The sequence below is a fragment of the Gordonia sp. CNJ-863 genome (assembly GCF_001942325.1).
Lineage (GTDB): Bacteria > Actinomycetota > Actinomycetes > Mycobacteriales > Mycobacteriaceae > Gordonia > Gordonia alkanivorans.
In genome coordinates this window covers 49,743-68,214 of the sequence record NZ_MKKG01000077.1, presented here as the reverse complement: position 1 = coordinate 68,214, position 18,472 = coordinate 49,743, and the positions used below count along the sequence as shown (strand labels likewise).

Here is an 18,472-nt window from a genome sequence, read left to right as displayed (position 1 = left end):
CCTGGAAGCGCGTTCGGCGTAGCTCGGTCGAAGTCCCTGACCTGCTCATGGACTACCTCATTTCTTGATGGTGAATCTCCCATTGTTGAAAACGCTAGACCCGGAACGGCCGGCTTCGTGACCGTTTGCGCGAGTCATGTACTCGTCGAGAATCCCGGCGATCCGGATGATCGCCTCGTTCTCGGTCATTCCGAGGTGGTGCACGTCGACGTCGACATTCGAGATGTCGCCGCGGACATAGGGTGCCCACCCGTCGTGGCCGACCGCATCCGCTCGCCGATCGCGAACCGCGGTGAAGTACCGCAGGTCGACGTCGACGACGGGTGGCTGCCAGTCACCCAGTGCCCGGATCAGCATGTTGTATGCCTCGGTGAGGTTCTCGATGGAGTCGGCATCGATGCCGAGCCCGGTCCCGAGACGCTCGGCGATCTGTTCGGCCGCCTCTTCCGCGGTCGCGTCGGCGCTGACGAAGTCGATGCCGAGGACCGGTCCGAGGTTGCTGATCAGTTCACCGGCCGTGATCGTCTGGATCGCGTCGGTGTCGACGGCGTCGGCCTCGGTGTCGAGCATCGCGAGCAACGCGACCTCTTCCCCGGCGGCCCGCATCTCGGCGGCCACCGCATGAGCGATCGTGCCGCCGAGCGACCACCCCATCAGGTGGTACGGCCCGTGCGGCTGCACGGTCCGGATCTCGTCGAAGTAGCGACGTGCGAGACCCGACACCGTTGTGGGACCATCGTTCTCGCCACCGATCTGCGGTGCCTGCAGGCCGTATACCGGCCGTCCGGACGCGAGGTGCCGGCCGAGGGTGTGGTAGGCCCACGAGAGACCGGATGCGGGATGGACGCAGAACAGCGGCGGCTTCTCCCCACCCGGCCGGATGGGCAGCAGGACGTCGAGACCGAGCGGCGGCAAGGCGTCGAACTCCATGGATTCGTCGGCGCCCTCGCCGTTGCCCATCCAGTCCTCGATCCGCCGGGCCAGATCGGCCGGGCTCGAGGCGGAGAGCATCCACCGGACCGGGATGTCCATGTGCAGTTCGCTCTTCAGATCGTTGACCACCTGCACCGACCTCAGCGAGTTGCCGCCGAGTTCGTAGAAGTCGTCGTCGACACCCACCCGCTGCACGCCCAGGACGTGTTCGAAGGTGCGGACGATCTCACCTTCCAGCCACGTGGACGGTTCGCGGAACTCCGCGGTGTTCAACGTCGGCTTGGGCAGTCGCTTGCGGTCGAGCTTGCCCGACGCGGTCAGCGGCACCGTCTCCAGCACCAGCACGGCGGTCGGCATCATGTAGCCCGGCAGCTCCGTCGACGCGAAGGCCATCACCTCGTCGGTGTCCAGCGATTCGGCGTCTCCGCTCGCCGGCACGAGGTAGACCGCGAGGAACTCGACAGTCTCGGTCGAGGTGACCGTGGCGACCGCGCGGGCCACCTTCGGGTGTTCGGCGAACACCGCCTCTATCTCACCGAGTTCGATGCGCAGACCGCGCAGTTTGACCTGGAAGTCGCTGCGGCCCAGGTACTCCAGGTCGCCGGTCGGGCGTCGACGAACGAGGTCGCCGGTTCGGTACATCCGCTCGCCCGGCGCGAACGGGTCGGCCACGAACCGTTCCGCGGTCAGGCCGGGGCGGCCGTGGTAACCGCGGGCCACCTGGGTCCCCGACAGGTACAGATCGCCGGTCACCCCCATGGGCACGGGCCGCAGCCTCGAATCGAGCACGTAGGCACGGGCGTTCCACACCGGCCGGCCCATCGGCACGGCACCGGTGTCACCGGGATGGGCTGCATACGCGGTGGCGTGCACCGTGAACTCCGTCGGACCGTAGAGGTTGTGCAGCTCCACCCCCGGCAGCATCCGTCGCGCCGCGGCCACGACGTCCGGGCCGAACGCCTCACCCGCCACGAGTAGTGCCCGCAGCGAGTCCAGCGCAACAGTTCTCGCGGAGTCGGCGAACACCGCGAGCATCGACGGAACGAACGAGGTGATGGTCACGCGTTCCCGGGCGATCGTGTCGGTCAGGTAGTCGGGGTCGGTATGACCGTCCGACCGTGCGATCACCAGCCGCGCCCCCACCGCGAGAGTGGCGAAGAGCTCCCACACCGAGACGTCGAAGGTGGCCGGGGTCTTCTGGAGAACGACGTCCGCGATGTTCAGGTCGTATTCGTCGCTGATCCAGAGCACCTGGTTCACCACCGAGCGGTGCGATACCGCAACGCCCTTCGGCCTACCGGTGGACCCGGAGGTGAACAGGACGTAGGCGAGATTCGCCGGGGTGAGCGGACCGTGCCGGTCAGCGTCGGTCAGCGGCGCATCGTCGAAGCCCTCGAGATCGACACCGTCGAGCGAGGTGAGGACCACGACCGGATCGGCGCACTCGAGCATGTAGTCGATCCGCTCGACCGGGTGACCGGGATCGATCGGCACGTACGCGCCACCGGCGGCGTGCACCGCGTACATCGCGGTGACCTGGTCCAGCGAACGCCGCATCCGCAGCGCCACCAGGGAATCGGGTCCGACCCCGCGGGAGACGAGCCACCTCGCCAGCCGGTTGACGCGGCCGCCGAACTCCGCGTAGGTCAGGGTGACGTCGCCGGCCGTGATCGCCGGGCTGTCGGCGAACCGGGCCGCGGAGTCGGCGAAGAGCGACGCGAGTGTGGCGGTGGAGTCGACGGCGTGCGCGGTCTCGTTGCACCGCAGCAGGACCGCATCGCGTTCGGTGTCGTCGAGGAGGTCGACCTCGTGGACCAGCCGTGCGGGATCCTCGGCGAGCGCGCTGAGCATCCGCACCAGGCGTTCGCCGAAGCCGGCGACCGTCGACGCGTCGAACAGGTCGGTGGCGAAGGTGATCCCGCCGCGGAGTCCGGCCGGCGCTCCGCTCGCGTCGTAGGTGTCCGACACCGTGACCTGCAGGTCGAACAGGGACATCCCGGTGTCTGGCTCGACGGCGGACACCGACAGCTCCGGCAGTTCGATGTCCGCCGAAGAGATGTTCTGGAACGCCAGCATCACCTGGAACAGCGGGTTGTAGGCGTCGGACCGAACCGGATTGAGTTCCTGCACAAGTCGTTCGAACGGGACGTCCGCGTGCCCGAAGGCCGCCAGATCGGTGTCCCGCACGTCGTCGATCAGCTCGCGCAGGGTCATGTCCTGGCGCAGTTGAGTGCGGAGGACGAGCGTGTTGACGAACATGCCGATCAGGTCGTCGAGTTCGCGTTCGCCGCGACCGGCGTACGGGGTGCCGATCGCCACGTCGTCGGTCGCCGCGAGTCGCGCCAGCAGTGCGGCCAGCGCCGCATGGAAGACCATGAACAGCGTCGTGTTGTGTGCACGGGCGACCTGCTGCAGAGCAGCGTGCAGGCCGGCGTCCACCGTCAGCGGGACGTTGCCACCGGTGTAGGACTGCGTCGGCGGCCGCGGACGGTCGGCGGGCAGTTCGAGCAGGGCTGGCGCGTCTGCCAGTTGCTTTGTCCAGTAGTCGATCTGGGCGCGGAGCAGCGAGTCGGGGTCGTCGGTGGCACCGAGGACCACACGCTGCCAGATCGCGTAGTCCGCGTACTGCACCGGCAGCGGTTCCCAGCCGGGTTCGTCACCGTTGGAGCGTGCCGCGTACGCGTTCATCAGGTCCCGGGCGAGGGGCGTCAACGAGGAACCGTCGGCACCGATGTGGTGGATGACCACCGCGAGCACCCACTCGTCGTCGCCGGGCGAGAACAGCCTGATCCGCACCGGGACCTCCGACGTGACGTCGAAGGGCTGGGCCAGCAGCTGCGACATCGCCCGCGGCAACTCCGATTCGGGCACCGAGGCGACGACCACGGGCACGCGGTCGGTGGCCGGCGGCAGGATCACCTGTGTCGGTTCGGCATCCATGTACGGGTAGACCGTGCGCAGGATCTCGTGGCGGGCGACCACGTCGCCGATCGCCGCCTGAAGGGCGTCGACGTCCAGGTGCCCGGACAGCCGGACGACGATCGGGATGCTGTACGCCGGCGAGTCGGGCTCGATCCGGCTGAGGAACCACATCCGCTGCTGCGCGTACGAGAGCGGGATGCGGTCCGGCCGATCCAGCGATCCCAGCGGGATCCGGCCGATGGCCGTGTGGGATTCGGCTCGGACCGCCAGCTTCGACACCGTCGACGCCTCGAAGATCATCGACACTCCGACGTTGGTGCCCAGGGCCGCGCCGATCCTCGACACGACGCGGGTCGCGGCGAGGCTGTTGCCGCCGAGATCGAAGAAGTCGTCGTCGGCACCGACGCCGCCCTCGATCCCGAGGACATCGGCGAAGACACCCGCCACGATCTCCTCCACCGGGGACGCCGGGGCGCGGAAGCGACGGGTCGCGATGAGGGGTGCGGGGAGGGCCTTGCGGTCGAGTTTGCCGCTCGGCGTCAGCGGGATCTCGTCGAGCACCATGACCGCGGCCGGGACCATGTAGGGCGGCAGCGAGTCCAGGAGAAGCGCACGCAGCTTCTCCCCCGAGATGACCTCACCGGGAGCGGGCACGACGTAGGAGACCAGGCGCATGCCGACCCCGCTGTCGCGCCGCGGCACCGTGACCGCGAACGACACCCCGGGATGCTCACCCAGTGCCGAGTCGATCTCGCCGAGCTCCACCCGGAAACCGTGAATCTTCACCTGGAAGTCGTTGCGTCCCAGGAACTCCAGCGATCCTTCCGCATTCCAGCGGACGACATCGCCGGTACGGTACATCCGGTCGCCGGGCTCGCCGAAGGGATGGGCCACGTACCGCGACGCGGAGACACCGGGGCGGTTCAGGTAGCCCCGGGCCAGTGCCGGACCGGCCAGGTAGAGCTCGCCGGCCACGCCGACCGGCACGGGCTGCATCCGCGGATCCAGGACCAGTGCCTGCATCCCGGCCAACGGCGTGCCGATCGTCGAGCGCTCCCCCGCGTTCAGCGGTTCGGTCGCGGTCGCGACGATCGTGGTCTCGGTGGGGCCGTACAGCACGCGGAACCGGCGGGCACGGGCCGGATCGTCGCCCACCCAGCGGGTGATCAGATCCGTCGGCACCTCGTCGCCGCCGGACATCACCTCGCGCAGGTCGTCGAGGCCCTCGGGATCGACCGACGCCAGGGCGGCGGGCGTCACGAACGCGTGGGTGACGCGCTGATCGCGGAGGAAGTCGCCGAGCTCGTTGCCGCCGCGGACGTCGGTGGGCGCCACCACGAGCGCCGAGGACGAACTGATCGACAGCAGGATCTCGAGCAGGGAGGCGTCGAAGGACGGCGACGCGAAATGCAGGACCCGGGAGGTGGGACCGCTCTCGGGATCGACGAACAGCGAGGACAGGTAGTCGGCGACCCCGGCGTGGCTGACCGCGACTCCCTTGGGCACACCGGTCGATCCGGAGGTGAAGACGACCCAGGCCGTGTTCTCCGCACGTACCGGCCGGATGCGATCGGCCTGCCCGACCTCGCCGTCGTCGAGCGCGTCGATGCGCGCGGCGTCGGCCGGATCGTCGACGACGACCCAGTCGATGGTCCCGGGGAGTCCCGCGCGTGCGCCGAGCGTCGTGATGCCCAGCGACGCACCGGAATCGGTGACCATCTGGTCGATGCGGGCAGTCGGGTAGTGCGGGTCGACCGGCACGTAGGCGGCACCGGACTTGACCACGGCCCACCAGGCGACCACGGAGTCCAGGGACCTCTCGACCGCGACGGCGACCGGCCGTTCCGGCGCCGCACCCAGTCGGATGAGGTGGCGCGCCAGGCGATTCGAGCGACGGTCGAGTTCGGTGTAGGTCAACTCGACTCCGCCGGCAACGATCGCGGGACCGCGCGGGTTGCGGCGGACGGCGGCGGCGAAGACCTCCGGCAGGAGCACCGGCGGCGGTCCCTCGGCGGCGAGCCGCGGGCGGCCGACGCGGGACAGCAGGTCGGTACGTTCCGCGGCGTCGAGCCAGTCGATCTCGCCGACGGGGGCGTCCGGATCGTCGACGATCGCTTCCAGCACCCGGCACAGTCGCTTGACGAAGCCCTGGACCGTCTCGGGGTCGAAGAGGTCGTTCGCGAACATCATCGCGCCGGAGATGCCCTTGGCGGCACCGTTCTCGCCGTAGGAGTCGGCGACCACGAGTTGCAGGTCGAACTGGCAGACACCGGTGTCGGCCTGCGCGCGGGACACGGTCACCTCGGGTAGCGCGACGTCGACCTTCGAGAGGTTCTGGAAGGCCAGCGCCACCTGGAACAGCGGATGGTGCGCCGTCGAGCGCTGGGGATTCAGTTCTTCGACGATCCGCTCGAACGGGACGTCACCGTGCTCATAGGCGTGCAGGTCGGTGTCCCTGACCTGACCCAGCAGGTCGACGAAGGACTGCTCACGGTCGAGCGGCGTGCGGAGGGCGAGAGTGTTCACGAACATCCCGACCAGCGGTTCGAGTCCGGGCTCACCACGACCGGCGACCGGGGTGCCGATGACGATGTCGTCACCACCACTCAAGCGGCCGAGAAGCGTTGCGAGCGCGGCGTGCAGGACCATGAACAAAGACGCGTTCCGCGACCGTGCGAGTTCCACGAGGCGGTTGTGCAGTCGCGCGTCGATCTCCACCGGGACGTGACCGCCGGACAGGCTCGCGACCGCGGGCCGCGGACGGTCGGTGGGCAGATCCAGCACATCCGGGATCTCCGCCAGCGTCGACCGCCAGTAGTCCAGCTGGGCGTGCATGAGGGACTGCGGATCGTCGGGCTCCCCGAGGACCCGCCGCTGCCACAGCGCGTAATCGGCGTACTGGACCTCGAGCGGTTCCCAGGCGGGTTCCTGGCCTTCGAGCCGGGCCGCGTAGGCGACCATGACATCTCGTGCCAGCGGCGCCATGGACTGCCCGTCACCCGCGATGTGGTGGACGACGAGGACCAGCAGGAACTCTCCGGCCTGGTGCAACCGGCCTCCGACAGCCTTGCCGGGCTCGTCGATACGCAGGAGGCCCACCCGGATCGGCACCCTGGTGGTCACGTCGAAGCCGCGACGCACGAACTCGGTCACCACTTCTTCGACCGCACTCTCGGGCACGTACCGCACCTCGACGGCGGCCGCGACGTGGTCCAACACCACCTGGTGCGGTTCACCGGCGTCGTCGGGGTAGATCGTCCGCAACACCTCGTGGCGGCCGATCACGTCGGCGAGCGCGTCCTCCAGCGCCGCGATGTCGAGGCGTCCGGTCAGCTTCAGCAGCACCGGGATGTTGTAGGCGGGCGACTCCGGCTCCATGCGGTTGAGGAACCACATGCGCTGCTGTGCGAGCGACAGCGGAATCCGCTCCGGTCGCGGACCGGGGATCAGCGGGGCACGCTGTCCTTCCTGCAGCGATCCGGCCAGGGCGGCCAGGGCCGACACGGTGGGGGCCTCGAACAGGGTACGCACCGGGACACGGACTCCCAGCGCCGCACCCACCCGCGCCGCCACCACCGACGCGCTCAGCGAATCGCCGCCGAGGGCGAAGAAGTCGTCGTCGGCACCGACCCGGTCGATCTCCAGCACCTCTTCGAAGGCGGTGGCCACCGCGGACTCCGCGGGATTCGACGGTGCCCGGAATTCGGTTGCCGCGAACGCGGGTTCGGGCAGCCGACCCCGGTCCAGCTTGCCGGTCGGGGTCCGCGGGACCTCATCGAGTACGACGACCGCGGCCGGGACCATGTACGCCGGCAGACTCTGCGACAGGAAATCCCGCAGTTCGTCGCCGGACAGTTCCTCGTCCGGCGCGGCCACCACGTAGGACACCAGCATCTGCGGCATCCCGTTGTCGCTGCGGGCGACGGTGACCGCGTAGGCGACGTCGGACCGGCCGCCGAGAGCCGCGTCGATCTCGCCGATCTCGATCCGGGTGCCGCGGATCTTGACCTGGAAATCGTTGCGTCCCAGGTACTCCAGCTGATCGTCGACGGTTCGCCGGACCAGGTCGCCGGTGCGGTACATCCGCTCGCCGGTGTCACCGAACGGGCAGGCGACGAACCTGGCCGCAGTCGTCGTCGGCTTCCCGACGTAGCCGTCGGCCAGTCCGGGCCCGAAGAGGTAGAGCTCGCCGACGACACCCTGGGGTACCGGGCGCAGCCACGTGTCGAGCACGGCACCGGCGACCGGTCCGATCGCGCGGCCGATGGTCACCGGGCCGTGCGTATCGAGCGGTTCGCTCGCCGTGGCCCAGATGGTGATCTCGGTGGGACCGTAGATGTTGATCATCTTGCGTCCCGGCGCCCACCGGGCGACCAGCTCCGGGCCGACCGCCTCACCGGCGGGTGCGAGCACGCGCAGCGTGTCGAGATCCGCCTCGGGCACGGTCGACAGAGCCGACGGCGTCACCACCGCGTGCGTCACGTGTTCGCGGCGGATCAGTTCGGCCAGCTCGGGGCCGCCGTACACGTCGGGTGGTGAGACCACCAGGCGTCCGCCGGCACCGTGGGCCATCAGCAGCTCGAACACCGAGGCATCGAAGCTCGGCGAGGCCACCTGGAGAACACTCGCGGTGTCGTCGGCGAACAGGACGCGGTGCTGCGCCTCGACGAGCCGGGCGAGACCGCGGTGGCTGATCAGCACACCCTTCGGCATCCCGGTCGAACCGGAGGTGTAGATCACGTAGGCCGTCTGACCGATCCGGATCGGACCACCGCGCTCCGCGTCGGTGATCGGTGCGTCCGATTCGGCGTCGAGCAGGCACGGGTGCCGTTCGTCGTCGAGTTCGAGCCACTCGATGCCGGGGGGCACGCCGGGACCGTCCAGGGTAGCGGTCCCGGCGTGCGTGAGACCCAGCCTGACATCGGCATCGGAGAGCAGGTATCCGATCCGTTCAGCAGGCAGGGTCGGGTCCACCGGCAGGAATGCCGCGCCCGTCTTGGCCACCGCCCAGATGGCGACGACCGCGTCGAGCGATCTCGGCAACACACTGGCGACCACATCTTGTGATCCGACTCCCCGGCGCAGGAGGAGTCTGGCCATTCGGTTCGACCGCTCGTCGAGCCAGCGGTACGACACCGACGCGCCACACGTCACCGCGATGGCGTTCGGTTGGCGGGCAACGGATGCGGCGAGGATGTCGGGCAGCGTCGCCGGCCGGAGATTCCGCGGTGACGCAGGCAGATCCAGTTCGCCACCGCCGTGCGCGAGCACACCCAGGCGGGTGTCCGGGTCGTCGGCGATCCGGGCCAGGCACTCGACGAAGAGGTCGAGGATCTCCCGCGCCCGGGTGGGGTCGTAGTCGCTGCGGCGGAAGCGCAACGTGATCGACAGACCCGGCTCCCCCTCTCCCACATCGTTCTTCGGTGCGACGACGAGACTCAGCGGATACGGGGTGGCATCGACGCCGGTGATCCCGTCGACGCGGAGTCCCGCCGAGGACACGAGCTCCTGCAGGGTCGACTCGCGAAGCGGGAAGGACTGGAAGGCGAGCGCGGTGTCGAACATCTCCGAGTGCCCCACCGCCCGGTGGATGGCCGGGAGTCCCACGTAGTGATGGTCGAGCAGTTCGGCGTTGCTGTCCTGGGCACCGACCAGCAGGTCGCGCAACGACGCCGCGGGATCGAGCCGGACCCGGACCGGGACGGTGTTCAGGAACATGCCGAGGGCCTGCTCGACGCCCGGCAGTTCCGGCGGTCGTCCGGCGACGGCCGAGCCGAGGATCACGTCGGTCTCGCCGGTCAGCACACGCAGGACGAGTGCCCACGCCGTCGACACCGCGGTGCCGACGGTCACCGCGGAATCGGCTGCCACGGAACGCAACCGCAGGAACTCCTGGGCGGGCAGCTCCGCGCCGACCTCGCCGGCCAGATCACCCGACATCGCCGGGTCGCGCCGGCTGACGCGGGTGGCTCCCTCGACGTCGGCGTAGGCCCGAGTCCATGCGGCGATGGACGCCTCGTGGTCCTGCCGGGCCAGCCAGCGCAGGTAGTCGCGGTACGAGGGCGCGGACCCGGCGTGCTCGATCCGCTCCGGCTCGCCGTAGAACTCGAGGAGTTCGCCGATGAGCAGCGGCATCGACCAGCCGTCGAGGATCACGTGGTGATTGGTGATGTGCAGTTCGAACGCCTCGGCGTCGAGACGGATGAGGGTGAACCGGATGAGCGACGGGATGCTCAGGTCGAAGCCTGCATCCGCGTCCTCCACGGCGATGCGCTCGGCCTCCTCCCCGGCCCGGTCGGCGGGCCGGTCGGACAGGTCGATCTCGCGGAAGGCGACCTCGGCGTGGCCGACCACGACCTGGCGTGGGCCACGGGAGGTCTCGACGAAACCCGCACGCAGGATGTCGTGCCGGTCGACCAGTGCCTGCGCGGCTCGACGCAGCCGCGACCCGTCGAGGTACCCGGACAACCGGATCGTCGACTGCACGGTGTAGTTGTCCGCCGTGTCCGGGTCGAGCGTGGAGTGGAAGTGGATGCCGGACTGCGTCGGCGACAGCGGCCAGATCTCCGACAGTTCCGGGTAGCGGTGATGGAGGAGCTCCGCATCCGAGTCGCACACGTCAGCGAAGTCGCCGGCGGAGAGCACATCGTGATCGTCGAGACGGGACCCCACCGCGGCGACCGGCCGGCCGGCGTCGTCATGTCCGGCGCTGTCCGGGTCCACCAGCGCTGCCAGCGCGGCGACCGTCTTGGCCTCGAAGACCTGGCGGCCGGTGATGTCCAGTCCGGCCGACTTGGCCAGGGCCACCAGTTGCATCGAGACGATGGAGTCGCCGCCGAGGGCGAAGAAGTTGTCGTCGGCGGTCACCGTCTCGAGGTTCAGTGCCTCGGCGAAGAGTCGTGCGATGAGCTCCTCGGTGGGTGTCGACGGCGCTCGGCCGCCGGCACTCTCGGCGCGGAAGTCCCACGCGGGGAGGGCCTTCCGGTCGACCTTGCCGGTGCGGGTCACCGGCATCGCCGGTAGCTCGAGAATGGCGGTCGGAACCATGTAGCGCGGCAGCGATTCCGCGAGATCCGCTCGTAACGCGGTGACGTCGAGCTGCTCCCCCGGCGTACCGACGACGTAGGACACGATGACCGGCTGGCCGGTCGGGCCCGGCTGGACCAGGGTGGCGGTCTGCGCCACGGCGTCGTGCCGCGCGAGATGGGCGTCGATGTCCCCGGTTTCGATCCGCAGTCCGTGGATCTTGACCTGCTGGTCGTTGCGTCCCAGGTAGTCCAGTTCGAGTCCGTCGCGCCCGCGGATCCACCGCACCTGGTCACCGGTGCGGTAGATGCGTTCGCCGGTCGCCGACCGCGGATCGGCGACGAACCGGGATGCGGTGAGGCCGGGGCGGCCGAAGTACCCGCGGGCCAGACCCGGTCCGCCCAGGTACAGTTCGCCGGCCACGCCGACCGGAACCGGACGCAGCCACGCGTCGAGCACCACCGCGGACACTCCGCGGACCGGTTCGCCGATGGTCACCGGCTCCCCGGGCTGCAGATCGTCGGCCGCGGTGGCCCAGATGGTGGTCTCGGTGGGTCCGTAATGGTTCATCAACCGGCGGCCGGGTGCCCAGCGGTTCACGATGTCCGCGCCGGTGGCCTCGCCGACCACCGCGATCGTCGCCAGCGACGGCACCCGTGCGGGGTCCATCGTGTTGAGGGCGGTCGGCGTGATGATCGCGTGCGAGATCTGTTCGGCCCGAACCAGTTCCTCGAGATCGACGCCGCCGTAGACATCCTGGGGCGCCACCACCAGGCAGGCCCCGTTGCCATGGGCGAGCAGGACCTCGGAGACGCAGGCGTCGAAACCCGGGGAGGCCACCTGCAGGACTGCCGAACCTGGCAGTACACCGAAATAGTCGGCGAGTGCGGTGACCCGGTCCCGCAGCCCCCGATGGGCGATGTGGACCGCCTTCGGCCGCCCGGTCGACCCGGAGGTGAAGATCAGGTACGCACTGCTGTCGGCCTCCACCGGGGTCGTCGACCACTCCGCCTTCGCCCCTTCGTCATCCGACCGGCCGGCGGCGTCGAGGACGAGCCAGTCCACGGAATCCGGGAGGTTCTTCGTGACCTCCTCGACCGTGATGCCGAGCGTGCAGTGAGAATCGGCCAGCAACTCGGCCAGGCGGTATGCGGGGTTGCCGGGATCGAGGGCGACGAAGGCCGCGCCCGACTTGGCCACCGCCCACATGGCAACGATCAACTCGACCGACCGCGGGAGCGCCAGCGCGACGAAACCCTCGGGTCCGGCGCCGCGGCGCATGAGTTCACGGGCGACACGATCGGCCCGTCGGTCGAGCTCCCGGTACGTCAGCGTGTTCTCTCTCGAACGCACGGCCGGCATGTCGGGGTGGCGGCGCGCGGTGTCGGACAGGATGCCCCGGAGTGTCCGCGGTGTCATGGCCGGCGGCCCCTCGACGCGGGCCAACTCCGCCCATTCGGTGTCCCAGCACGGAGAGACCGTCGCGACCTTCCGGCCCGGGTCCGCCGCGATCTGACCCAGCAGCATGACGAAGCGCTCGAGCAACAGCCCTGCGGACTGCGCGTCGAGACGATCGGAGGCGTACTTCAGGATCAGCTCGTACTGCCCCGGCTCGCTTCCGGCCCGCGACGGCCGCGGCGGCGTGACCTGGAGGCTGACCGGATACGGCGTCGCATCGTGAGCGACGACGCCCTTCCACTGCAGCCCGGCATCCGCGAGCGCACCCGCCACACCTTCGGCGTCGATGGGATAGGACTCCAGAACCGTAGCGGTGTCGAAGATGTCGGCCATCCCCGCGGCCCGCTGGAGCTCGGCGAGGCCGATGTTGCGGTGATCGAGCATGGCGGCCTGTTCGGCCTGCGCCCGCGTGAGCAGCTCGGTGACGGTCTCGTCGGGATCGAGCCGGACCCGCACCGGCAGGGTGTTGATGAACAGGCCGATCATCCGCTCGATCCCCGCGATGTGGGCCGGACGATCGGAGACCGTGTTGCCGAACACCACGTCCGACCGACCGGTCATGGCGGAGAGCAGCAGCGCCCAGGCCACCTGGATGGCGGTGTTGGGGGTGACGCCGTGGGCGCGACCGAGTCCGAGCACCGCGTCGGTGGTTGCGGCATCGAGGTCGAGGTCGACCTGTGCGACCTCGGCGGTGGCGACCCGCTCCGGATTGCCGGTCAGTCGCGTCGGGCTCTCGATGTCGGCCAGCATCTCCTCCCAGGCCTCGACCGTCGCCGCGTGATCCTGGGAATCCAGCCACTGCAGGTAGTCCCGGAAGGACCGCGGTGTGGGCAGCCCGACCGCGGCGCCGTCCGTCGAGTCGGTGATGTAGAGCGCCAGCAACTCCTGGACGACCAGCGGCATCGACCAGCCGTCGAGCACGATGTGGTGATTGGTCAGCAGGAGCATGAACTCGTCGTCGTCGACCCGGATGAGGTGGAACCGCATCAGCGGTGGCCGTGTCAGGTCGAAGGGGGTCGCCGACTCGGTGATCAGCCGACGCAGTTCGCGGTGCCGCTCCCCGGGATCGGCGATGCCGGTGAGGTCGGAGTCCGTCCAGTCGACGGCCACGTCATGCAGCAGGAGCTGGCGCGGACCGGCGGCGGTCTCGACGAAGGCGACGCGCAGGCTGTCGTGACGGTCGATGAGCGCCTGTGCGGCGCGCCGCATCCGCTCCGGCCGCAGCGATCCGCCGAGGGTCAGTTCGGCCTGCACGACGTAGCCGTCCGCGCCGCTGACACCGCCGGCGGCGTTGGTGTCGATACCGTCGTAGGTGGCGTGGAACAGGAGCCCGGCCTGCAGTGCCGTCAGCGGCCAGACGTCGACCATCGAGGGGTGATCGCGCAGCCAGCCGTCGATCTCGTTTTGCGTGGTCTCGACGAGCGGGAAGTCCGACGGGGTGTACCCGCCGGCGTCGTCGGCCCGGGCATGGCGGGCGAGTGCCTCGAGTGCCTGCACCCACAACTGCGACAGTTCTTCGACCGCGGCGCGGTCGAGCACCAGCGAGGCGAACTCCCACACCGCGTCGAGTTCGAGGCCGTCCGAACCCGGCTCGGCGATCGCGTTGATGTCCAGGATCGCCGGGAGGGCCATCCACGGGTCGGCGGTGCCGGCCAGCGCGTCGAATTCACGCGACGGCGTCCACGGCCCGAAGACGTCGCGGGTGCCCGCGCGGCCCAGGTAGTTGAAGCTGATCTGCGGTTCGGGACGGTTCTGGAGTGCGTTGCAACCGACCGGGTCCAGGTGCCGCACCATGCCGTAGCCGATGCCGTTGTCGGGCACCGCGCGCAGGGACTCCTTGACCCGCTTGATCGCCGTACCGGCGGCCGTCCCGCCGGCGAAGGCGTCGTCGAGGTCGAGGTCGTCCAGGTCGAGCCGGACGGGGAACCGCGAGGTGAACCAGCCGACCGTCCCGGTCAGATCGGCGCCGGGGACGGCCGACTCCTCACGGCCGTGTCCTTCGAGTGCGATCAGTTCGCCGCCCAGAGCCTCGCCGTGCAACGAGCGCCAGCGGGCGAGCGCGAGTCCCAGCGCCGCGAGCAGCGGGTCGTTGGGGCTGCCGTGGAACCGGCCGGGGATGGTCGTGACGATCGTCTCGGTGACGTCGGCGGGGATGCGCATCCGCACGCGTCCCGCGGTGGCGGTGACGTCCCGGTCGGGTTGGAGTGCGCGGTCCCCGAGCGGGCGGTCGCCGGCCGCGAGGGTGTTCGACCAGAGGTCGAGCTCGGCGGCGGTACGGCCGGAGGACCGCTCGACCAGGCCGTGGACCCAGCGACGCACGGAGGTCGTCGGCGTGCTGAGCTGTGGTTCGCCGCCCGCGGCGATCTGACCGTGGGCGACCGCGAGGTCGCTCAGCAGGATGCGCCACGACACGCCGTCGACAGCGAGGTGGTGGATGACCAGCCACAGCAGGTCCGGCTTCGAGCCGTCGCGGTCGCGCAGCCAGACGAATCGCGTCAGCAACCCGGCGCGCGGGTCCAGCAGATCGGCGGCCGCTTGTAGTTCCCGGTCGATCTCGTCGGCGTCGCGACGCTCCAGCCACACCTCGGTCAGCGTCTCCTCGACGTCGACCGACCCGTGCTCCCGGACCTCGACGAACCCCTCGCCGGCGTGGTCGCGCAGGACCGCGCGCAAGATGTCGTGGCGGTCGACGAGAGCGCCGAGAGCGCGCACGAGGTCGGGTCGCCGGAGATCGTCGGGGAGCTCGATCAGCGCGGCCTGTGCGAAACGGTCGATGTGTCCCCGCTCGAGCATCGCGTGCATGATCGGCGCCAGCGGGAACGAACCCACGCCTGCGCCGGGGAGTTCCCGAAGGGTGTCGTCGGCCGACGCGTCGGTCGCCCGTACCGCGAGAGCCGCGACGGTCTTGCACTCGAACACGTCCTGGGTCGAGAACGCCAGCCCGGCGGCCTTGGCCCGGCCCACGAGTTCGATCGAGGAGATGCTGTCGCCGCCGAGGACGAAGAAGCTGTCGTCGGCACCGACCTCGTCGACACCGAGGACCTCGGCGAACAGCTGTGCCAGCCGGTATTCCCCGGGCGTCGACGGTGGCCGTCCGGTGCGGGCGGCCGCGAAGACCGGAGCAGGCAACGCCTTCCGGTCGACCTTGCCGAACGCGTTGAGCGGCAACGCGTCGAGCGTGGTGATCACCGCCGGGACCATGTGCGGCGGAAGCGATTCGCGGGCGAACCGACTCAGCTCGGAGACATCGATCCGATGGTCGCGGACGGGCGACACGTACGACGCGAGCACCGTCGCGCCGGCGTTGTTGCGAACCGGCACGGTGATCGACGCCTCTACGTCGGGGTGGCCGACGAGAGCCGCGTCGATCTCGCCGGGCTCGATCCGGTAGCCACGGATCTTCAGCTGGAAGTCGGTGCGACCCAACAGTTCCAACGACAGCGCGGCCGGACTGCCGACCCAGCGGGCGAGATCGCCGGTGCGGTACATCCGTTCGCCGGGCTCGCCGTGGGGGTTGGCGACGAACCGGCCCGCGGTCTGCGCGAACAGATTCGCGTAACCGCGCGCGAGACCCGGCCCCGCCAGATACAGCTCGCCTGCGGTACCCATCGGGACCGGCTGCAGCGCGGGGTCGAGGATCATCATCGACGCACCGCGCACCGGACGGCCGACCGTCAGGTCCTCGGCCGGGTCGATGACACTGCTCGCCGCGGTGATGGTCGCCTCGGTCGGCCCGTACTCGTTGATCATCCGCGCACACCGCGTCCAGCGTTCGACGATGCGCGGCGCGGTCTTGTCGCCGCCGACCATGACGGCCCGCAGGTCGGTCAGGGCTTCCGGCTCGACGGTGGCCAGCATCGCCGGCGTCAGCGTCAGGTGGGTGACACCCTCGTCGGCCAGCAGGCGGGTGAGGCGCTCCCCGCCGATCACGTCCGGCGGCACGACGATCAACGCGGACCCGTTCGCGAAGCAGGTCAGCAGCTGTTCCATCGACGCGTCGAAACTCGGGGAAAGGGCATAGGACACCCGTGATCCCGAGTCCAGGCCGTAGACCTCGGATCGGTCGGAGATGAGGTTCGCGAGGCCGTTGTGCGTGACCTGGACGCCCTTCGGCACACCGGTCGATCCGGAGGTGTAGGTGATGTACGCGACGTTGTCCGCACGCAGCGGACGGATGCGGTCGCGGTCCCCGATCACTTCGTCCGGGGCGAGGGCGGCCCCCTCCCCGAGACCGCCCTCGCCGTCGACGATCACCGTGGGCATCGACTCTGGGAGCCGGTCGGTGAATTCGTCGCCTGTGATGGCCACTTCGGCGCCGCTGTCGGCGACGATGTGCTCGATACGCTTGCGTGGGTAGTCCGGGTCCACCTGAACGATGGCAGCCCCGGACTTCGCAACCGCCCACGCGGCGGCGACGGACTCGGCAGACCGTCTGAGAAGAATCGCGACCGACGTGTCCGGCCCGCAGCCCATGTCGATCAGGCGGCGCGCCATCCGGGACGACACGGCGTCGAGTTCCCGGTAGGTCAGCCGGCGGCCGTCCGACGCGATCGCGACGTGGTCGCCGTTACGCGCCACACTGTCGGCGAGGATGTCCGGGAGAAGCTGCGGCGCAACATCTTCCGAACCGCGCACGGGCAGGAGCGCGTCACGCTCGTGCTCGTCGAGCAGCTCGAGCAGGCCCACCTGGTCGTCCGACGCGCCTTCGAGGAACTCGTGCAGGAACATCAGGAACCGACGGTGATGGTCGGCGAGCTCGGCGGGCGTGTAGACGTTCGGATTGCCCTGGAAGTCGATGTGCGTGCTGTCGTGACCCGCACCGGGATAGATGTTGACGAAGAGGTCGGAGGTCGGGCCGGACGTCAGCACGTGCAGGCGACCCGCCACGTCGCCGAACACGACCTCGCTGTCGATCATCATCAGGTTGACGGCCGGACCGAACGACGACGCCTCGTCGCGCGCGATCCCCATGTCGCGGAAGATGTCTTCTTGGCGGTAGCGCTGCCGCCGGAGTGCGCTCAGCAGCTCCCCCTTCACGGCGGTGACGACCTCGTCGAGCGTGCAGCCCGCGACCGGGACCCGCAAAGGCACGACGTTCGCGACCATGCCGCCGGAGCGTCGCAGGACTGCCGAATGCCGCCCCGAGACCGGCAGGCTCAGGAGGACCTCGGGACTTCCGGTCATCCGGGCGAGGTAGACGGCGAAGGCGGCGACGATCACCGGGGTGACCCCACCGTCGTGCGACGCGTCGTCGAGGAGACGCGCGGTCTCCTCCGGCAGCGGCGTGCTCACGAGGGTCGGGTGCAGCGTGGGCTTACCGAGTCGGCCGGCGAGACTGACCACCGGCGGGGCACCTTCGAGGTGTTCGCTCCAGTACTTCCGGTCGTTCTCGTAGCGGGTCGACCCGGGATAGGACGCGTCCTGCTCGATGATGTCGGCGAGATCGCTTGCCTTGCAGGGTGGCGGCTCCTCACCGTGGATGCCGGCGTTGTACCGCTCGGTGATCCGCCGGACCATCGTGACCGCACCGAATCCGTCGAGAGCGATGTGGTGTGCACGCAGATACCAGAAGTAGTGGTTCGTCCCGACCCGATAGACGACGCTAGTCATGAGGTGGTCCACGAGGAGATCCAGCGGCCGCGAATAGTCCTCGGACATCAGACGATGCGCGGTCCCGACCGGGTCGGGCTCTTCACGCAGATCAAGGGTGTACACCGGGGCCCCGTACGCCTCGTCGACGTACTGTCGCGGCTCGCCGTCGACCTCGATCAGCCGCAGGTATCCGGAACCGAACTCTGTTCCGGTCGTCCGTGCGGCGTCCTCCAGCACGTCGGTGTCGAGTTCGCCTTCGATCTCCACGTACTGCGCCACCGAGATCGGCAGGTCACCCGCCACGTGCTGCGCGAACCAGATGCCCCGCTGCGCCGCGGACAGCGGCAAGGTGCCGACCCGTGACCGAGCACCCGAGTCATCGTCGAAGGTTGACTCGAAGTTCTTCTCTGAGATGGTCACGCGGCCTCCCCATGCGTCCTCATCGACTGCACCCGCCGAGCCTGGGGGCACAGCCCGGGCGGAATCGTCAGACCACAAATTGCCCGTCTCGCGCCTGAAGCGAGAATGGGCAATGCAGCCC

Annotated in this window: 1 protein-coding gene; it reads right to left on the bottom strand. The window is 69.6% G+C overall.

Going from position 1 to position 18,472, the window contains the following annotated elements; genetic code table 11:
* Positions 1-57: 57 nt before the first annotated feature.
* Complete coding sequence (locus BJF87_RS22995) at positions 58-18,351, bottom strand: amino acid adenylation domain-containing protein (protein WP_075863981.1); 18,294 nt, start codon at positions 18,349-18,351, stop codon at positions 58-60.
* Positions 18,352-18,472: the final 121 nt, after the last annotated feature.